The organism is Lactobacillus gasseri ATCC 33323 = JCM 1131 (genome assembly GCF_000014425.1).
GTDB classification, from domain to species: Bacteria; Bacillota; Bacilli; order Lactobacillales; family Lactobacillaceae; genus Lactobacillus; species Lactobacillus gasseri.
In genome coordinates this window covers 573,900-592,097 of record NC_008530.1, presented here as the reverse complement: position 1 = coordinate 592,097, position 18,198 = coordinate 573,900, and the positions used below count along the sequence as shown (strand labels likewise).

Sequence of the window (18,198 nt, the reverse complement as noted above, 5' to 3'; positions counted from 1 at the left end):
ATTTTAATAACTAATTAACCATAAAAAAAGACCTAACATCCATTAGGTCTTTCTATAAAAACTATTTATTCAATTTTATTTTAAACCATTCCATTGCCATTCTGTAACTTCAGGCATATCTTTACCATTATCGCGAATATATTGATGGTGTTTAGCAAGCAAGCTATCCATTTCATCAATAAAGTCAGCATTCTTTTCACTTAGGTCGGAAACACTTTCGACAACATCTTTTGCTAAATCATAACGATCCATATGGTTCAATACTCGCATGTCAAATGGCGTAGTAATATCACCATTTTCTTCATAGCCATGAATATGAACGTCATTTTTTCCGCGTCCACGGTCAAACCAAATTGACTCCATCATTGGTTTGAAACCATGCCAAGCAAAGATGACTGGTGTACCTTTAGGGAAAAGACGATCGAATTCTTCATTGCTGATTGCATTTGGATTCTTTTCTGGAGACATTAATTTCATGACATCAATAACATTAATGTAGCGAATCTTTAAGTCTGGAAACTTTTTGTGCAATAAGTCAATTGCAGCTAATGACTCAATCGTTGGTTCAGTACCAGTGGAAGCAAAGACAACATCTGGCTTAGCACCCTTATCAGTTGATGCCCAATCAATGTAGCCAAGACCTTTATCAACTAACTTTTTAGCTTCTTCAATCGAGAACCATTGCGGACGAGGTTGCTTAGAAGTTACTAAAACGTTAATGCATTCACGATCTCTAAATGCCTTATCAGATACAGCAAGAAGTGAGTTAGTATCTGCTGGTAAGTATTCATGAATTAAATCTGGACGGTTCTTTTCATAAAGGTGGGTTAACATACCAGGATCTTGGTGAGTATAACCGTTATGATCTTGTTGGAAAACAGTTGAAGTATCAACTAAGTTCAAAGCTGGATAATCATGACGCCAAGTTTGTTCTTTTGCTTTTCTTAACCACTTCATGTGTTGGGTAAGCATTGAATCAACTACGCGGCCAAATGCTTCATAAGTTGCAAAAAAGCCATGTCTGCCTGTCAAAACGTAACCTTCAAGCCATCCTTCATCTTGGTGTTCAGATAATTGCGAATCAATCACGCGACCTTCGCGAGCCAAGTTTTCATCATTTGGAGTATGAATATTTTCCATCCATTGACGTTTTTGATTATCTAAAAGTTGGAATAAACGATTAGATTTAGTTTCATCTGGACCAAAACCGCGGAAATTAGTTGGATTTAAGGCAGCCATCTTATCTAAGTATTTTGCCCATTCAGCCATATCTTGCTTCTCAACAGAACCAGGTTTATCAAATTTCACTGCAAAATCACGGTAATCAGGCATATTTAAAACTTTAGGATTAATTCCACCGTTAGTTACTGGATTCATCGCCATTCTTTGGTCGCCTGACAAGGTATTTTCTTTAACGATCTCCTTAGGTGATCCATCCTCATTGAATAATTCTTCTGGCTTGTAGCTTTCCATCCAGTCAGTAAGCATTTCCTTATGACTCATATCCCCTTGAGAAACTGGAATTGGAATTTGGTGAGCACGGAAACTATTTTCAATTGGATTACCATCTAAGTCAAATTTAGGTCCAGTCCAGCCCTTAGGTACTCTAAAGACAATCATTGGCCATTTCACTAATGAATCATCATTATTTTCACGAGCATGCTTTTGAATAGCCTTAATTTCTTCAACAACTTCATCCATTGTCTTAGCCATCTCGTGGTGAACTTCCATGTGATCCTTGTAACCATTGAATTCGCCATCTTTATATGCAGAAACAAAGTATGGCTTCCAGCCCATTCCTTCAAAATATTTAGTTAAATCTTCATCGCTCATTCTTGAAACGATAGTTGGGTTAGAAATCTTAAAACCATTAATTTGTAAGATAGGAATTACAGCACCATCTTTAATTGGATTAATAAACTTGCTTGAGAACCAAGAAGTAGCAAGTGGGCCAGTTTCGGATTCCCCATCACCAATTTCAACAGCTGCAATTACATCAGGATTATCTAAAATTGCACCAACACCATGAGAAAGTGAGTAACCTAACTCTCCACCTTCATGGATTGATCCCGGTGTTTCTGGTGCAGCATGAGAAGCAACTCCACCTGGAAAACTAAATTGCTTAAACAACTTAGCCATTCCCTTTTCATCTTGAGTAATTTCTGGATAGCGCTCAGTATATGAGCCATCTAAGTATGAGTTAGATACCATTACTTGGCCACCATGACCAGAACCTTCAATATAGAACATGTTTAAATCATACTTTTTAATTGCTCGATTTAAATGAGCATAAATAAAGTTTTGTGGAACAATTGTGCCCCAGTGTCCAATTGGCTTAGGTTTTACATCTTTAGCCTTTAATTCGCCTTTTAATAGTGGATTATTCATTAAAAATAGCTGACCAACTGATAAGTAGTTGGCAGCACGCCAATATGCGTCGACGCTCTTTAAGTATTCTTCAGAATCATAATTTATTACCATAGCAAGTATCTCCTTGAAATAGTTTTCATTGCTTATTACAGTATTAATCATAATTCATCATACGCAAAAATTCAACTTTTAAAATTATTGGGACGGTCCAATTTTTAAAACTTAGTTTTTGCTTTCTTCTGCTAATACTTCGCGAATTTTGATATTCTTTTTGAAATACTTCCGATACTGAGGAGCTAATTTATTATCTGTAATTAAAATATCTGCCTGCTTACAGTCCATTACCTTGTATGGTGAAGAACGATCTTCCTTAAATTTATATTCTTCTGCTAGCAAAATGACTGTCTTTGTTCGATTAACAACTTCTCTTTCAATCTGAGCATCAGAATGATTAACTACAAATACACCCTTTTTATTAACTGATGACGTTCCAATTACAGCAACATCAAACTCATACTGATCAATTTCTTTTAAACTATTTAAAGAAGAAGTATAGTGATTTTCTTTATTTAAGTATCCACCTAATAAAATCACATTAGGCAAATTATCCATCATTAAAGCTCCAGCGTTATCAATTGAATTAGTCATAATCGTTGCATTTAAGCCAGTTAAATAACGACAAAGCTGCGAAATCGTAGTTGAAGCGTTTAAATAAATCAATTGATTAGCGGTTAAATACTTAGCTGTCATCTTAGCTATTTTATTTTTGATCGGAGATAAGACATGTGCCCGAGAATTATAATCTGGAACTGTTCCCTGTTTAATTTTCATTAATCCGCCGTGAATTCTAATTGCTTGACCAGTGCTGGTTAACTTAATCACGTCTCTTCTTGCTGTATCAAAAGAAACGTGACATAATTTCATAATTTCACGAGTACTAATCGTTTTTCTTTCATCTAATTTTTGCCGAATTAGATCTAATCTTTCTATTTGTGACTGCATTTTTCTCACCCCACAAGATCAATCTTAGCAGAAAGTCCTCTTATTTTATGTATTTGTCTGTATTTCTAGCCTTATTTTAAGGATTTATCTGTATTTAAGGAACCATTTACTGAAATAAATCAGCATAACGTTATTTAAATCAAGATAAACACTTAATAAAAGTTGCTATTTACTGTCAAAATAAGCTTTTCAAATAAGCAAGATGCTAGTATTTAAGTGGGCCCAGAAATAAATTAGTTATTTACGATAGCGAGGTCATTATCATGTTAGAAAATACTATTACTAAACAAAATGAAGTTGTCATAACGTTAAAGGACTTATATGCTAGTTTTAATAAAGTACAGATTAATGCATATCTTCCTCTTGAAAAAGCAATTTTAAAGGTTATAGCAAAAGCTGAAAATCATGATGACGCAATTGCTTGGAGTAATAAATTAGTTATGTTTTTGCAATCTCAAATAGCGTTAAAACAAATTCCAATCACTAAGGAACAAGATGCTTTAATTAATTCTCTCAGTGAACAATGCAAAAATACTAACTTAAACTATGTATATCTGGCACCAATTAATGATAGTTTGCAATTTGATTAAACTATCCCCTCAAGCAAAAAGACATCGTTTCTCTCATCCCCCGAGAAAAACGATGTCTTATTTTTTATTCTTGACTTAAGTTAACAAAAGTATTGTATTTCATATACTTATAGTGAATCCGCATATTCGAAACTTCAAATGGCGTTCCATCATCTAAAAAGAAAATACCTTCCATTACGCCAACTGGTTCATTAGGAGCCAGCATTAACTTAGATTGATCTTCTAAAGTTGAAGGTTCAACAGTAATTGTTAAGAATGATCGTGTTACTGTCTTATTTTGCGTGTCTTCTAAATAATTAAATAGCGATCCCTTTAAAATATCTGGATTTAATTCTGGCGTAATTTTAATTGGAATAAAACCAGTTTCGATCAAAAATGGTTGATCATCTAATAATCGCAATCGTTTAATTTGATAAACAAAGTCTGATTCTTTTAAAAAGAGATCTTGTCTTAAATCTTCATCAGCCTTAATTACTTGATAGTCTAATAGCTCAATACTTTGTTTCTTACCAGGAACGCTAAAAGAATCAGTAATACCCAAATTTGATCCTTCATATTTAAAGAGAGCTTGGTTCTTTAAGTAAAGAGGATTAATGAAAGTTCCACTACCCCTTTTTTTAAAAACTATCCCTTGCTGCGCAAGTAATCCCAAAGCCCGTTTCATTGATGAACGACTTACATGATAATAGTCACTTAAACTCCGCTCATCTGGTAAGCGCATATCTTCATATTCATTATTAAGTATTTTTTGTTTAATATCGCGCATCACTGAGCGATAGACTAAATCAGTCATTATTTTCTCCCGTTATTGGCAGCTTGGATACTTTGAACAAACCAAGTTGCAAAGCTCTTTGTATCGACGTCGGTTGCGATTTGCGCATTATGTTCTTCACTTAAAAAGTCCATCACGCTAGCGCCATAAGTATAACGTCCAGCTAATTCAATTTCAACATTCGCAGGTTTTAAGGTGAAAAATTCAGGATGAAGCATAATTCCTACGGCAGTTGGATCATAAATCTTAATTCTAGTATCTCCATCAGGTTCATGAATATTTGAGAACATTGAATATAGCATATTTCCAACTTCGCCACATTCCTTAATCTTATCCATTTGATCTTTGGTTAGATGTGCTTTATCACCAACCTCGAGTGGAGCAACATAGACTGGCAACCCAGAATGAAAGACAATTTGAGCAGCTTCTGGATCTCCAGCAATATTATATTCTGCAAATGGACTATGATTTCCGTGGCCAATATTTCCACCCATAATGTAAACTTCAGCAATATTGTCTACTACATCAGGATATTGTTTAAATAAAAGCGCAAAGTCAGTTAACGGCCCGATTCCTAAAAGAGTTACTTTTTCAGGACTGCTTTTAATTTCTTCATACATCTTAGTAGCAGCAAGTCCTTCTTCAAGTAAATCACTATTTGCTTTTTCAAATTCAAAACCAGCGATTCCTGTCTTACCGTGAACTGAAGCAGCGCTAATAGCTGGACGTACCAATGGTTGATTAGCACCTTTCACTACAGGCACTTCAGTATGTAAAAATTTTTCTAAATCAAGAGTATTTTGTAGGGTATGCTCTAAGGAAACATTGCCCCAAGTTGGTACGATCATTTTAACATCAAGATCAGCTGCAAAAAGACTAATCGTTATTGCAGCAACATCATCGATTCCTGGATCTGTACTAATAATTAAGGGCTTTTTTGACATAAAGGTCCTTCTTTCTATTTTACGTATCATATTTATTATGAACTAAGATTTGTTACAAAAAAAGACTTGAACTAGTCAAGTCTTTAAAAGTTAGATTATTTTCTTTAAAAATATTTACTTTCTCTTCTTGTCTTCAATCGTACCATCGCTATGAGCAATAATCACTTCATCGCACATATCTAAGAACAACCCGTGTTCAACAACACCAACTGTATGATCTAAGTAATCTGCTAAACCATGTGGTACAGGAGTTGGATCAGCCGCTAAGTCAATAATGTAATTTCCATAGTGCGTTACATAACGTTTGCCGTTATCATCAAGACGCCATTGCGGCTTTAATCCTTCTTCTTCAAAACGCTTAAAATTTTGTTCTGCAGAAACAGGTAGAACTTCAACTGGAAGAGGAAAACCACTTAAATGGTGAACAAGCTTAGACTCATCAACAATCCAAATGACTTTTTTAGAGTTAATAGCGACATTCTTTTCTAAAGTCAAAGCACCGCCGCCACCTTTGATTCCATCTAAATTATCATCGACGCGATCTGCTCCATCTACAGTCAAATCAGCTTGATCAATATCCGCTAATTCATCAACTTGAAAGCCTAGGCCTTCAAGTTGCTTTTTACTGCGGTTAGAAGTAGTAACAATATGTTTAAGACTAAAATTCTCTTTTTCTTTGCGTTCCCCTAATGCATCAATAAAGAACGCAACTGTCGAACCGGTTCCAACACCTAAAACAGAACCAGATTCTACCATCATAGCGGCTTTAGTGGCTGCTTCTTTTTTTAATTGATCTTGTTCACTCTTATCCATATTTAATTCTCCTTTAAAGCTTGCTCAACTACATCTCTAGTCGGAATGGATGGAAATGCACCTAATTTCTGTACAGTAAATGAAGAAGATTTAGAAGCATAAACTACGCTTTCTTTTAAGTTACTTAAATCAGGTTTTAATTCACTAGATAAAGCACCTAAGAAAGTATCACCAGCAGCGGTTGTATCAACTGCCTTAACCTTAAAAGCTGGAATAATTTCTTCGATATCTTCATAAGAAACGTAAGAACCACGCTCACCAATTGTGATAATTACACCCTTAATTCCCATCTTGTGGAAGAGTTCGCTGCTCTTCTTCATTGATTCTTCGCTATCAACCTTAATTCCAGTGATGCTTTCAGCTTCAGTTTCATTAGGTGTAATTAAATCGGTTAGCTCTAACAATTCTTTGGGAATGTCAGTACGAGCAGGAGCAGGATTTAAAATAGTAGTTTTACCAGCAGCTCTAGCAATCTTGAAAGCTTCAATAGTTGCTTCAAGTGGAGTTTCAAATTGTGCAATCACAAAATCGCTATCTTCAATTTGACTCTTAGCATTTCTAACATCTGCAGCCGTTACATCAAAGTTAGCGCCATGTTGAATGATAATTGAATTTTGACCAGATTCTTGAAGTAAAATATAAGCTTGACCAGTTTGCTCATTAGGAGTTACTGTTACATGTTCAACATTAACGCCATTATCCTTAAATTGTTCAAGCATAAAGCGACCATTGTCATCATCCCCAACACGGCCAACAAATATTGTCTCATTCTTGGCACGACTACTTGCGACTGCTTGGTTTGCACCTTTACCACCAGCTGCCTTTGAAAATTCGGACATTGCTATTGTTTCTCCTGGTTGAGGAAGCTTTTTGATATGCATAATGTTGTCAACGTTAATTGATCCAACAATTGTAACTTTATTCATCAATTTTTCCTTTCATGCACGATCTTTTTCTTTTAATTATAGCAAAAAGGTTCATTTATTATTTATTTAAGGCAACCGATTTATAAAAGTTATCTGCCTGCACCACTAATATTTGCCTATCCATTTTGTTTTCGGTTTCTTTTTTGAAATAAAAGCAGGCCATAATTAATTTATTTAGAGTATTCTTCTTTATATCATAATTGATCGATGGAATTGCAACTAAGGGATTGCTTGTATTTCCTATGATAAACATAAAAGTTCTATCTGACTGGGATAACTTTTTTAGTGATTGTTTAACTTTTGCTGTATCAATATTTTTACCTGTTTTGTAAGCTAAATGGTATTCATGCATGGCTTTAATTGCAGCATCTCTAGCTTGTTGGTTGTTAAATAGATCCATTGTTATACCTAAATTTTCTATATCACTTATAAAGAATATATTTAACTTATAATTTTCTAAATCATAACAATAAATGATAAAAAAGGAGCAAAAATTTATTCGCCCCTTCTTTATTCTTTAAAATCTATTCACCTTCGCCAGGTCTCTTGCCAAGTTCAGCTGACATCATCCAGATTCTCTTTTCAACGGCGGTATGATAAGCAATTAACAAGTCATTAGTGGAATTATCTCCTTCATCTTCACTAATCTTAATACCACGTTCATAATCATCTCGTAATTGCTTATATGCATTGACAATTAATTGGAATCTTTCTTCCATGGATAAATCCCAACTGCCAACTTGATCTGGAACGTTAGTTTCTTCTAACACTTCTTCATAAGTTGAAATTGGACTACCGTTAATCTCAATTAATCTTTCAGCAACTCCATCTTGTTGCTCAGCTAATTCATCCATTACATCATCTAAATATGGATGTAATTTCAAAAATCCTCTTCCGAGCATATACCAATGATGTTGATGCACAACCATATGTGTTTGAGTTAAATCGGCAACGATTTCATTCATAATTTTTTTAGTTTTTGGATAAGCCATAAAATGCCTCCTTAAATAAAATAATATTCATATTTAAATCATAACTATAAAAATTAATAAAAGCTATTTATCTGCCTTATCAGTAAACAACCAGACCAATTGCTAAAAATGCTAAACAAATACCAAACTCAATTACTAATAATTTCCAGCAAAACTTAAACCATTTGTTAAAGCCGATATTCACCATCATTAAGCTCATTAAAATCAAACCAGTTGGAGCTACCAAACTGATAAAGCCCTGTCCCCAGTTATAAGCATCAATAATGCTTGCTCGGTCAATACCAACTACGTTGGCTAATGGCGCCATAATTGGCATTGAGAGAACGGCTAAACCAGAAGATGATTGAATAAAGAAGCCTAAAACAATGTAGACCAAGAACATAAACCAAATGAACACTAGTGGTGGCATACCAGAGACTTGTTGGCTAAAGAAGTTCATGATGGTATCGCTAGTATGACTTTCTTCCATTACAATTGAAACGGCACGCGCTAATCCAATTGTTAAAGCCACACCTAATAAGTCGCCTGCGCCATTTACAAAGCTTTCAACAAACTTGTGCTCGCTCAAGCCTGAAATAAAGGCAAAAATATATCCAGTTGCCAAGAAGACAACCGCAATTTCAGTAAAGTACCAGCCCTTTTGCTGAACACCCCAAATCATTACGATAAATGCAATTGCGAAAACAAGCAATGTTAATTTTTGACGCCAAGTAAATTCTTGTTCTTGCGTTGTTTGGTCTTGATTCAGATATTCTTGATCTTCTTTAACGAAGTCATTATAAACATATGAGGCCTTGGGGTTCTTTTGTACCTTTTTGGCATAAGCGATAACATAAATCATCCCCACAATAACGCAAGTTGCCCACATACAAATTCTTAACGGCAATGCCTCTGTGAAGTTAACACCAGCAGTGTTAGAAGCAATTACAGTTGAAAATGGGTTAATCGTCGACGCCATCGTACCAATACTGGTTCCTAAGAAGATCGTCGCGACAACCGTCATACGATCAAAGCCAGCCAGTAAGAATACGGGAATCAAAATTGGATAAAAAGCCATGGTCTCTTCAGCTAAACCAAAGGTTGTACCACCAATGGCAATCAAGCCCATTACCAAAACGATTAGTAATACTTGCTTACCCTTGATCTTTTTAGAAAGTGCCTGCATACCGGCATCAATAGCACCATTTGCGTGCACAACGCCAATACATCCACCCAGAATTAAAACAAAGGCAATAATATCAATACTTTGCGCAATTCCGTTTACTTGTGAAGATAAAAATTGATAAATTGCTCCACCTAATCCTGGCTTTTTCTGATCAATCTTTTCATAAGAATCAGGAATTGCCACTGGCTTATAAATAGTACCATTAGTAAACTTCTTCACATCAATCTTAACTTTATACTTATCTAAAGTTTTTTGAGTTGCTGCCTCTTTATGCTTACTACCATTTGGCTTAGTAATCACAAATTCCTTATTAGGTTGATCATACTCAAGCGTTGCATAATTACCTGATGGGATAAAAAATGTTAAAATCTGCACCAATAACAGAACGATAATAATAACCGTATACGCTGTTGGAAATTGATGCTTTTTCTTTTTTTGAACTGTATTACTCATAACTTCCCCCGATCACATTTACAGTTTAATTTATAGTTTTATTATAGATTTCTTTATGAAAATTTGCACGCGCTTACATTTATCTGCACAAAAAAGACTGCAAAATGCAGTCTTTTAGTCTAAATATTTTCGATTATAGTTCAGTCATTTCATCAGTATCTTTAGTATTTAAGTCAACTAATTCGCCTGACATCTTATAAACAACCCACTGCGCCAAGTTAACTACGTGGTCTCCAATCCGTTCCAGTAAACGAATTACCATAAAGTAACTTGAAGAAGCAACAGCGGCTTCTGGATCTTGTTTAATTCCAGCAATAATCAACTTACGCGCCTTTACATAATCTTCATCTACTTCGTCATCTTTTTTAGCAACTTCCCGAGCTAATTTTTCATCACCTTGAACATAAGCTTTTAAAACTTGATCAAGCATGAAGTTAACTTTCTTAGACATTGACTTAATGATTGCTTCAACTTCTGGAATACGTGGATTACCCTTTACTCTTATTGTCTCCCAAGCAATTGAAAGTGCATTTTCACCAATTCGTTCTAAATCTCCCGTTGCCTTTAAGATACTAATTACATTTCTAAAATCACTAGCAACCGGCTGCTGCAGAGCCATTAACTTCAAGGTTCTCTTCTCAACTTTAGTAGCAGCCCGAGAAACTTTTTGATCATCTTTTACCAGGCTTTGAGCTAATTTTTTATCATGATCAACAAAGGCTTGGGTAGCTTCCTCAATTGACTCGCTAACATCAATCCCCATCCCCATAAAACGGGTATTTAACTTACGTAATTCATCTAAAAAAACTTCATGCATCTTAAAACTTCTCCTTATTAACCAAAACGTCCATTCAGATAATCACTCGTAATCTGTTTCTTAGGATTCATGAACATATCAGCTGTTTTTCCATATTCAATTAAGTCACCACTCATTAAGAAAGCAGTGTAATCGCTGATTCGACTGGCCTGCTGCAAGTTATGCGTTACCATGATGAAAGTATATTCATGCTTTAATTCAAGCAAGGTTTCCTCAATTTCACTGCTTGAAATTGGATCAAGCGCACTTGTGGGTTCATCAAGCAAAACTACTTTCGGACGAACTGCTAAAGCACGCGCAATACAAATTCTCTGTTGCTGACCACCAGAAAAAGCTTGAGCATTGCGATCTAAATTATCTTTGGTTTCTTTCCAAATTGCCGCTTGCTTGAGACTTTCTTCAACGCGCTGATCAATTAACTCTTTATCCTTAATTCCAGCAATCTTTAATCCATAAGCAATATTGTCATAAACAGAAAATGGAAAAGGACTCGGCTGCTGGAATACCATCCCAACTTCTTTACGTAATTCTACCAAATCCATCTTAGAACCATAAATGTTTTGTCCTTCAAACTGAATATCACCGCTAATATGAATGTTTGGAATATCATCATTCATCCTATTTAAACAGCGCAAGAAAGTTGACTTTCCACACCCCGAAGGCCCAATTAAAGCAGTTAGCTCTTTTTCTTCAAAATCCAAGCTAATTCCATGCAAGGCTTCAACATTTCCATAACTTAGATGAACATCTCTACTTGTAATAATATTTTCCACAGTAAACCCCTTATCCAAAACTTCCGCGAATATAATCTTCCGTAATTTCACCCTTAGGATTAGTGAAAATATTTTCTGTTTTATCGTACTCTAGAACATGTCCTAAATGAAAGAAAGCTGTATAGTCACTGATTCGACTAGCTTGTTGCATATTATGAGTAACCATAATCATTGTATAATCGGTTCTCAACTGCTTGAGCGTATCTTCAAGCTTAGAAGTAGAAACAGGATCAAGCGCACTAGCTGGTTCATCGAGAAGCAAAATTTCAGGTTTTAAGGCAAGCGCTCTAGCGATACATAAACGCTGCTGCTGCCCACCTGACATTGCTAAGGCACTCTTATCTAGCTTATCTTTTACTTCATCCCACAAAGCAGCTGCTCTTAAGCTTTCTTCAACAATTTGATCCAGCTTTTGCTTATCTTTTTCACCATTTGCTTTGAGAGCATATGTAATATTTTCTCTAATTGATTTTGGAAATGGATTTGGCTTTTGAAAGACCATCCCAATATTCTTTCTTAATTGGTAAACATTGATATTGTTTTTATTAATATCTAAGCCGTGATACCAAATCTCACCATCAACTCGAGCAACCTTATCATTCATTCTATTAAGACAACGTAAAAAAGTCGACTTTCCTGATCCAGATCCTCCAATTAAGGCAGTAATCGTTTTTTTCTTAAATTGCAGGCTAGCTCCAAAAAGCTTTTGAATACTCCCACCATAAAAGACACTAAGATCTTTAGTAGAAATAATTTGTTCATCTTGATCGAATTGATGAATAAAAGTAGGTGCTTCATTCACATTTTGCATAAATTTCTCCTTATGACTTAGCAGCTGTCAACTTACGGTATAAATGGTTACCTAAAGCACGTGCACCTAGGTTAAACAAAATTACCACAATAATTAATAAAGCAGAAGTTGCAGCTGAAACAATAGTTGCATCCGGAATGATTCCTTCTGTATTAACTTTCCAAATATGAACAGCTAAAGTTTCTGCTGGGCGCATAACATTTAAGAAACTAGTTGGGCTAAGCGGATTCCAATTACTATAATCAATCGTTGATCCACTTTGACCTGCAGTATAAATTAAGGCTGCTGCTTCACCAAAAATTCTACCAGCACTTAAAATAATACCTGTCAAAATTCCTGGCAAAGCTGCTGGTAAAACAATTCCCCGAATCGTCTTCCAATTAGATAAGCCTAAAGCAAGTCCAGCATCTCTTTGAGCTTGTGGAACACCTTCAATAGCTTGTTCAATATTACTAGTCAAAGTTGGTAGATTAAAAAATGTTAGTGCCAATGCACCAGAAATAATGGAAAAGCCAAAACCAAATTGCACTACAAATAATAAGTAACCAAATAAACCTACAACAATGGATGGTAAAGAACTTAAAATCTCAATGGTTGTCCTAATTAAGTTTGTAAACCAATTATCCTTAGCATATTCTGCTAAATAAATCCCAGCGCCTAATGCAATTGGCAAAGAAATAATCAGTGTCAAGACTAGCAAATACAAAGAGTTAAACAGCTGATCTCGTACTCCGCCACCAGCTTGATAAGAAGAGGCTTCAGAAGATAAAAAATGCCATGAAAGATGCGGTACACCAGAAACTAAAATATCGCCCAAAATTCCAAAAAGAATAATTACGACAATACTCACCAAGGTATAAATACCAGCAGTAGCAATTTTATTACGCGTTTTTGCATTCATTATTTCTGTCCTCTCTTTCCAATTAAGCGGACTAAGAAGTTAAAGACTAAAGACATAATTAATAATAACAGGGCTAATGACCAAAGGGCGTTATTAGGCAACGTTCCCATCACAGTATTTCCCATTTGACTAGTTAATTGACTAGTTAAAGTAGCTGATGGGCTCACTAAGTTAGCTGGCATCAAGACTGCATTACCAATAACCATTTGTACGGCTAACGCCTCCCCAAAGGCACGTGCCATTCCGAAAATTACCGCAGTCATAATTCTAGGAGAAGCAACTCGTAAAATTACCTTATAAATTGTTTGCCACTTAGTTGCTCCCAAAGCCAAAGAAGCCTTTCGGTAGTCAGAAGGAACGGCCTTTAAACTGTCAACAGTCAAGGAAGTAATCGTTGGTAAGACCATGACAAATAAAACCAAAGTAGCAGACAAAATACCAAATCCTGTGCCGCCAAAAATATTTCTAATAAATGGAACAATAATTGTTAATCCCAAAAATCCGTAAACAACAGATGGAATCCCAACTAATAATTCAATTACAGATTGTAAAAAGCGTGCTCCTTTTTTAGAAGAATACTCAGTCATAAATAAGGCCACCGCAATGGCAAATGGGGTTGCTACTAAAGCTGCTAATAAAGTAACTGAAAAAGAAGTTATAATCATTGCAGCTGCACCTACATGGCTCTTTCCTTCACCCGGATCCCAGTCGCTAGAGGTCAAAAATTGGAACACATTTACATGATCTTTGGTAAATGTTTCTAAACCATGAAAGCCAATAAAACCGATAATTGAAGCAACTAAAATAATAATTAGGATAATAGCACAGTAAGTTAACCCCTTACCCCAATATTCTTGTCGCGTCTCTTTTGAAGGTTCAGTTAAACTAGCAACATCAACCTTGCTAGTTCCAATCTTCTTTAATTTAACATGAGGAACTTTTTGCTTATCTAAAGCAGATTCAACTACTTTTTTTAGATCTTTGTTATCCATCAAAACGTCCTATTCTTTATTTTTGCACAACATGATTATTACTATCACGTTCAACTTGCATCTTGTTGATACTAATGTAGCCTAACTTAGGTACTAAGTCATTCTGAACTTTACTGCCAAGCATATAATCAATAAATTTTTGAACATTTTTATTAGGCTTTCCCTTAGTATACATATGCTCATAAGACCAAAGATGCCAACGATTTGTTGCTACATTTTTATTTGTAGGCTTTATTCCGTCAATACTCAATTTTTGAATATTTTCATCATTAGCATAAGGGAAAGAAATATAAGAAATGGTCCCTGGCGTAGAACTAACGATCTTACGTACAGTACCGTTAGAATCTTGCTCTTGCGCTTGAATTGGTTTCTTTCCGTTTAGAATTAAACCTTCAAAAGTACCTCGTGTACCGCTACCTTTAGAGCGATTAATTACAGTAATATTTTGATTTTTACCACCAACTTGTTTCCAGTTGGTAATCTTACCAGTAAAAATATCACTCAATTGCTGTCTGGTTAAATTCTTCACGCCAGCGCTCTTATTAACGATTGGTACAATCCCTACAACTGCAACTAGATGATTTTGCAATTTTTTTGCATCAATTCCTTTTTGTGTTTCAGCAAAAACATCAGAAGTTCCGATTTCAACAGCGCCAGCCTGTACTTGGCTAAGACCAGTACCAGAACCTCCACCTTGGACAACAATATTACTGTCTGGATGAGAAAGACGATAGTCATTTCCAGCTTGCTCAGCTAAAAGCTGCATGGCACTAGATCCAACAACAGTAATCTTATTGCTATTATTGTTAGCACAGCCTGTAAGTCCGATTAAAATAGCTAATAGTCCTAAAACAGCAGCTATTTTAAATTTAAAATTTGTTCTCATCAATTTCTCCATGTAATTTACAGTATTTAACAAGAATATTTTATCATAATATTCTCTGTCAACAGAACGACTAAACTAAACAAAAGGCTAGGTTTTTCAACCTAGCCAAAAAGTTATTTATTCTCTGACATTTTCATAAACGTATGAAATTTCATCTGGACGATAAATCCCATGTAGTTCTCCTACTTTACTAAAATTCATTTTATCAATCAAATGCTGCATCGCAGTATTATTCTCATGAGTATCAATACGAATACTATCAATATCTTTACGATTATCACGAATATAATCAATTACTTCAGTCAACAATTTAGTGGCATAGCCATGGCCCGCATGCTTTGAATGAATCGCAACACGATGAATTACCACATACTTATCTGTATTAAGAAGCCATTTACCCTTTAAATTATCGTAGGAATGATCTGGAGCTTCAACAATTGAAATGGCACCTACAGTTTCGCCATCAGCTGAAACAGCCAGATAAGCAAAGCCTTTGTCAATATCTTCTTTAATTTGATCTGGAGAAGGATATTCTCCTTGCCATTGATCAACTCCGCGCTCCGCTAGTTGGTTTGCACCATCTTTCAAAATCGACATGATTTGATCATAGTTATTCATTGTAGCTTGTCTAATCTTCATTAAACTCATCCCTTTCCAACTTTTTTGTCAAGAAACCATTATAAAGAAAAACACTCTCCTTGTAAAAAGAAAGTGCTTATTTAAAAGAAATATTAATGTTTATAAAACTTTAGAAAGGAAATCTTGTGCACGTGGGCTCTGCGGATTTTCAAAAATTTGCTCAGGACTACCCTGTTCCTGTAAATATCCATCTGCCATAAACCAAACTTCATCAGAAACTTCACGAGCAAAACCCATTTCGTGAGTAACAATAACCATCGTCATTCCCGAATCAGCTAAATCCTGCATTGTCTTTAAAACTTCTCCGACCATCTCTGGATCTAATGCACTTGTTGGCTCATCAAACAGCATTACCTCTGGATCCATTGCTAAAGCTCGAGCAATGGCAACACGCTGTTGTTGACCGCCAGAGAGGCTCGAAGGATATTGCTCAGCCCGATCTTTCAAGCCAACCTTATCAAGTAATTCTAAAGCTTGCTTCTCAGCATCTTGTTCATTTACCCCTTTAACCTTCATTGGAGCAAGTTTGATATTTTCAATTACATTCATATTAGGAAAAAGATTAAAACTTTGAAAAACCATTCCCATTTTTTCACGTAAAATATCTAACTCTTTTTCATTAATATGCGTTAAATCTTGTCCATCAAAAACAATCTTGCCACTAGTTGGCGTTTCAAGCACATTGAGACAGCGTAAAAAAGTACTCTTTCCTGAACCTGATGGACCAATGATACTAATAACTTTTCCTTTATCAACATTTGCAGAAATATCTTTAAGGACTTCTTTTTTTCCAAAACTTTTCTTTAAATGTTCAACCTTAATCATTGCTGTCATTACGCTTCATCCTCTTTTCAAAATGATTCAACAATCTCGTTAATGAGAAAGTCATAATAAAGTAAATAATCATGGCAATGAATAATGGTAATACACCCTTATAAGTTGAAGTCTGAACCAATTGTGTTTGATACATTAATTCAGCTACTCCAATTACTGAAACCAAGGAACTATCCTTCAATAAAGTAATAAATTCATTACCTAAGGCTGGCCAAATATTCTTTATTGCCTGAGGAATAATTACATATCTAAATGCTTTCTGACGACTTAAGCCTAAGGAACGTGCTGCTTCCATTTGTCCTTTTGGCAAAGAATCGATTCCTGACCTAATATCCTCAGCCACATAAGCTCCAGAATTAAGACCGATAGCGATAATACCAGCAACTAAAGCTGACAGATTAGAAATTAAATATCCGATTCCAAAGTATACAAACAAAATTTGAACCATTTGAGGCGTACCACGAATAAATTCAATGTAGCAAACGGCAAGCCAGTGTAAAATTGGATTCTTAGACAGGCGCATTAAAGCTAAAATAATTCCTAAAACAATACCAATAATGACAGAAAAGACAGTAATTACAATTGTGTACCAGATGCCCTTGAAGAAGTATGGAATATATTTAGCAAAAGTATTACTTTTCTTTTCCGTTTTCATATATTTGGCAGCTGCTGGAAGATATTGTTTATTAATTAAGTCTTTCTTTTGAACATGATCAATAGTTTTATTCACCTGAGCAACTAATTCATCTTGTCCCTTGGCAATTGCTACTGCATTACCAGACTGTGTTTCTTTCAAGTTTGAACGTACTGCGGCTAAGCTATTATTGTTTTCCGCATAAGCTTTAGCGATTAATTCTTCAACGACAACTGCCGAAACCTTACCAGATTGTAAAGCTAAGACCAAGTTATTAATTTTCCCAAGGCCTTTTAACTTAGAATCTTTCATTTGCGATTTAACTAAATTATATTGGTTGCTTCCTGTTTGCGCACCAATAGCTTGACCCTTAAGGCTTTGGATGCTTGTATATTTATCCTTATCTTTTTTATTTACTAAAAAATATTCACCACTTGGCTTGTAGTAAATTTTTGAAAAAGCCACACTTTGTTTTCTTTCAGGAGTAGGTGTCATAGCAGAAATAACCATGTCTACCTTTCCTGTTTCAAGTGCAACTAACAACGAGTCAAAAGACATATTCTTAATAACAAGCTTAACGCCCAAGTCTTGTGCAATGTCTTTAGCTAATTCAATATCGACTCCAACATATTTAGTCTTACCGTTTTCACTTGCTGTAAACTCTAACGGTGGATAGTCGGCAGATGTACCAACTACTAGCTCTCCACTCTTCTTAATCTTCTTTAAAACGCTGCCTTCTGCAACCTTTTTTTCACTAGCTGCTTGAGCTGGTTGAATAAAAGCGGCACCAAGTGAGAAGAAGAGTAGAAATGCAAAGAAGAAGCTAAATAGTTTTGTTTTCTTCATTACGCTCATTCCTTCTATAATTATTACTATTAAAAATT

General features: G+C 35.3%; 19 protein-coding genes. 1 reads left to right on the top strand and 18 read right to left on the bottom strand.

Going from position 1 to position 18,198, the window contains the following annotated elements; all coding sequences use genetic code 11:
- Positions 1-75: 75 nt before the first annotated feature.
- Positions 76-2,481, bottom strand: a complete 2,406-nt coding sequence (locus LGAS_RS02770; protein ID WP_003652391.1) for a phosphoketolase family protein — start codon at positions 2,479-2,481, stop codon at positions 76-78.
- A gap of 111 nt (positions 2,482-2,592) precedes the next feature.
- Positions 2,593-3,372 carry a DeoR/GlpR family DNA-binding transcription regulator gene (locus LGAS_RS02765; protein ID WP_003647597.1) on the bottom strand — a complete coding sequence of 260 codons (780 nt, stop codon included), beginning with the start codon at positions 3,370-3,372 and terminating at the stop codon, positions 2,593-2,595.
- 263 nt (positions 3,373-3,635) lie between these two features.
- Between LGAS_RS02765 and LGAS_RS02760 the strand changes: the two genes are divergently transcribed.
- A complete protein-coding gene (locus tag LGAS_RS02760; protein WP_003647598.1) occupies positions 3,636-3,962 on the top strand; it encodes a bacteriocin immunity protein in 327 nt (108 codons plus the stop codon).
- A 64-nt stretch (positions 3,963-4,026) separates the two neighbouring features.
- On the opposite strand, the gene LGAS_RS02755 is transcribed toward LGAS_RS02760, so the two are convergent.
- The 16 genes from LGAS_RS02755 to LGAS_RS02680 form a co-directional block, all read right to left on the bottom strand.
- Positions 4,027-4,755, bottom strand: a complete 729-nt coding sequence (locus LGAS_RS02755) for a GntR family transcriptional regulator (RefSeq protein WP_003647599.1) — start codon at positions 4,753-4,755, stop codon at positions 4,027-4,029.
- On the bottom strand, positions 4,755-5,678 hold the full coding sequence (locus LGAS_RS02750; RefSeq protein ID WP_003652389.1) for a nucleoside hydrolase: 924 nt from the start codon (positions 5,676-5,678) through the stop codon (positions 4,755-4,757). The genes LGAS_RS02755 and LGAS_RS02750 overlap by 1 nt, the downstream gene beginning before the upstream one ends.
- 114 nt (positions 5,679-5,792) lie before the next feature.
- Positions 5,793-6,491 carry a ribose-5-phosphate isomerase RpiA gene (gene rpiA / locus LGAS_RS02745; protein ID WP_003647601.1) on the bottom strand — a complete coding sequence of 233 codons (699 nt, stop codon included), beginning with the start codon at positions 6,489-6,491 and terminating at the stop codon, positions 5,793-5,795.
- A 2-nt stretch (positions 6,492-6,493) separates the two neighbouring features.
- Positions 6,494-7,417, bottom strand: coding sequence for a ribokinase (gene rbsK / locus LGAS_RS02740; RefSeq protein ID WP_003647602.1), 924 nt, complete (start codon positions 7,415-7,417; stop codon positions 6,494-6,496).
- 58 nt (positions 7,418-7,475) lie between these two features.
- Entirely contained in the window at positions 7,476-7,817 is a 342-nt protein-coding gene (locus tag LGAS_RS02735; RefSeq protein ID WP_003647603.1) for a hypothetical protein, read from the bottom strand.
- A gap of 124 nt (positions 7,818-7,941) precedes the next feature.
- Positions 7,942-8,409, bottom strand: a complete 468-nt coding sequence (locus tag LGAS_RS02730) for a Dps family protein (protein WP_003647604.1) — start codon at positions 8,407-8,409, stop codon at positions 7,942-7,944.
- A 79-nt stretch (positions 8,410-8,488) separates the two neighbouring features.
- The gene (locus tag LGAS_RS02725) at positions 8,489-10,027 is read right to left on the bottom strand and encodes a YfcC family protein (protein WP_003647605.1); all 1,539 of its coding nucleotides are present in this window, start codon (positions 10,025-10,027) and stop codon (positions 8,489-8,491) included.
- A 133-nt stretch (positions 10,028-10,160) separates the two neighbouring features.
- Positions 10,161-10,844, bottom strand: coding sequence for a phosphate signaling complex protein PhoU (gene phoU, locus LGAS_RS02720; RefSeq protein WP_003647606.1), 684 nt, complete (start codon positions 10,842-10,844; stop codon positions 10,161-10,163).
- A 17-nt stretch (positions 10,845-10,861) separates the two neighbouring features.
- Positions 10,862-11,617 (bottom strand): phosphate ABC transporter ATP-binding protein PstB, encoded by a 756-nt coding sequence (gene pstB, locus LGAS_RS02715; protein ID WP_003652383.1) that lies wholly within the window; start codon positions 11,615-11,617, stop codon positions 10,862-10,864.
- 10 nt (positions 11,618-11,627) lie between these two features.
- The gene (gene pstB, locus LGAS_RS02710) at positions 11,628-12,428 is read right to left on the bottom strand and encodes a phosphate ABC transporter ATP-binding protein PstB (RefSeq protein ID WP_003647608.1); all 801 of its coding nucleotides are present in this window, start codon (positions 12,426-12,428) and stop codon (positions 11,628-11,630) included.
- 10 nt (positions 12,429-12,438) lie between these two features.
- Positions 12,439-13,329, bottom strand: a complete 891-nt coding sequence (gene pstA, locus LGAS_RS02705; RefSeq protein ID WP_003647609.1) for a phosphate ABC transporter permease PstA — start codon at positions 13,327-13,329, stop codon at positions 12,439-12,441.
- Positions 13,329-14,321, bottom strand: coding sequence for a phosphate ABC transporter permease subunit PstC (gene pstC / locus LGAS_RS02700; RefSeq protein ID WP_003647610.1), 993 nt, complete (start codon positions 14,319-14,321; stop codon positions 13,329-13,331). The genes pstA and pstC overlap by 1 nt, the downstream gene beginning before the upstream one ends.
- A gap of 16 nt (positions 14,322-14,337) precedes the next feature.
- Positions 14,338-15,207, bottom strand: a complete 870-nt coding sequence (locus LGAS_RS02695; protein ID WP_003653540.1) for a phosphate ABC transporter substrate-binding protein — start codon at positions 15,205-15,207, stop codon at positions 14,338-14,340.
- Between the two features lie 117 nt (positions 15,208-15,324).
- Positions 15,325-15,846: a GNAT family N-acetyltransferase gene (locus LGAS_RS02690; protein WP_003652376.1), complete on the bottom strand. Its 522-nt coding sequence runs from the start codon at positions 15,844-15,846 to the stop codon at positions 15,325-15,327.
- 99 nt (positions 15,847-15,945) lie between these two features.
- Entirely contained in the window at positions 15,946-16,680 is a 735-nt protein-coding gene (locus tag LGAS_RS02685) for an amino acid ABC transporter ATP-binding protein (protein ID WP_003647613.1), read from the bottom strand.
- Positions 16,664-18,160, bottom strand: coding sequence for an ABC transporter substrate-binding protein/permease (locus LGAS_RS02680; RefSeq protein ID WP_003647614.1), 1,497 nt, complete (start codon positions 18,158-18,160; stop codon positions 16,664-16,666). Before LGAS_RS02680 ends, LGAS_RS02685 begins: the two co-directional genes overlap by 17 nt.
- Between the last annotated feature and the right edge of the window lie 38 nt (positions 18,161-18,198).

Excerpts from the sequence above, each read along its gene's own strand:
- pstC (WP_003647610.1), bottom strand. The coding sequence starts at position 14,321 with ATGGATAACAAAGATCTAAAAAAAGTAGTTGAATCTGCTTTAGATAAG.
- LGAS_RS02725 (WP_003647605.1), bottom strand. The coding sequence starts at position 10,027 with ATGAGTAATACAGTTCAAAAAAAGAAAAAGCATCAATTTCCAACAGCG.
- LGAS_RS02770 (WP_003652391.1), bottom strand. The coding sequence starts at position 2,481 with ATGGTAATAAATTATGATTCTGAAGAATACTTAAAGAGCGTCGACGCA.
- LGAS_RS02760 (WP_003647598.1), top strand. The coding sequence starts at position 3,636 with ATGTTAGAAAATACTATTACTAAACAAAATGAAGTTGTCATAACGTTA.
- LGAS_RS02735 (WP_003647603.1), bottom strand. The coding sequence starts at position 7,817 with ATGGATCTATTTAACAACCAACAAGCTAGAGATGCTGCAATTAAAGCC.
- phoU (WP_003647606.1), bottom strand. The coding sequence starts at position 10,844 with ATGCATGAAGTTTTTTTAGATGAATTACGTAAGTTAAATACCCGTTTT.
- rbsK (WP_003647602.1), bottom strand. The coding sequence starts at position 7,417 with ATGAATAAAGTTACAATTGTTGGATCAATTAACGTTGACAACATTATG.
- LGAS_RS02680 (WP_003647614.1), bottom strand. The coding sequence starts at position 18,160 with ATGAAGAAAACAAAACTATTTAGCTTCTTCTTTGCATTTCTACTCTTC.
- rpiA (WP_003647601.1), bottom strand. The coding sequence starts at position 6,491 with ATGGATAAGAGTGAACAAGATCAATTAAAAAAAGAAGCAGCCACTAAA.
- LGAS_RS02765 (WP_003647597.1), bottom strand. The coding sequence starts at position 3,372 with ATGCAGTCACAAATAGAAAGATTAGATCTAATTCGGCAAAAATTAGAT.
- LGAS_RS02690 (WP_003652376.1), bottom strand. The coding sequence starts at position 15,846 with ATGAAGATTAGACAAGCTACAATGAATAACTATGATCAAATCATGTCG.
- LGAS_RS02750 (WP_003652389.1), bottom strand. The coding sequence starts at position 5,678 with ATGTCAAAAAAGCCCTTAATTATTAGTACAGATCCAGGAATCGATGAT.
- LGAS_RS02730 (WP_003647604.1), bottom strand. The coding sequence starts at position 8,409 with ATGGCTTATCCAAAAACTAAAAAAATTATGAATGAAATCGTTGCCGAT.
- LGAS_RS02695 (WP_003653540.1), bottom strand. The coding sequence starts at position 15,207 with ATGAGAACAAATTTTAAATTTAAAATAGCTGCTGTTTTAGGACTATTA.
- pstB (WP_003647608.1), bottom strand. The coding sequence starts at position 12,428 with ATGCAAAATGTGAATGAAGCACCTACTTTTATTCATCAATTCGATCAA.
- pstA (WP_003647609.1), bottom strand. The coding sequence starts at position 13,329 with ATGAATGCAAAAACGCGTAATAAAATTGCTACTGCTGGTATTTATACC.
- LGAS_RS02685 (WP_003647613.1), bottom strand. The coding sequence starts at position 16,680 with ATGACAGCAATGATTAAGGTTGAACATTTAAAGAAAAGTTTTGGAAAA.
- LGAS_RS02755 (WP_003647599.1), bottom strand. The coding sequence starts at position 4,755 with ATGACTGATTTAGTCTATCGCTCAGTGATGCGCGATATTAAACAAAAA.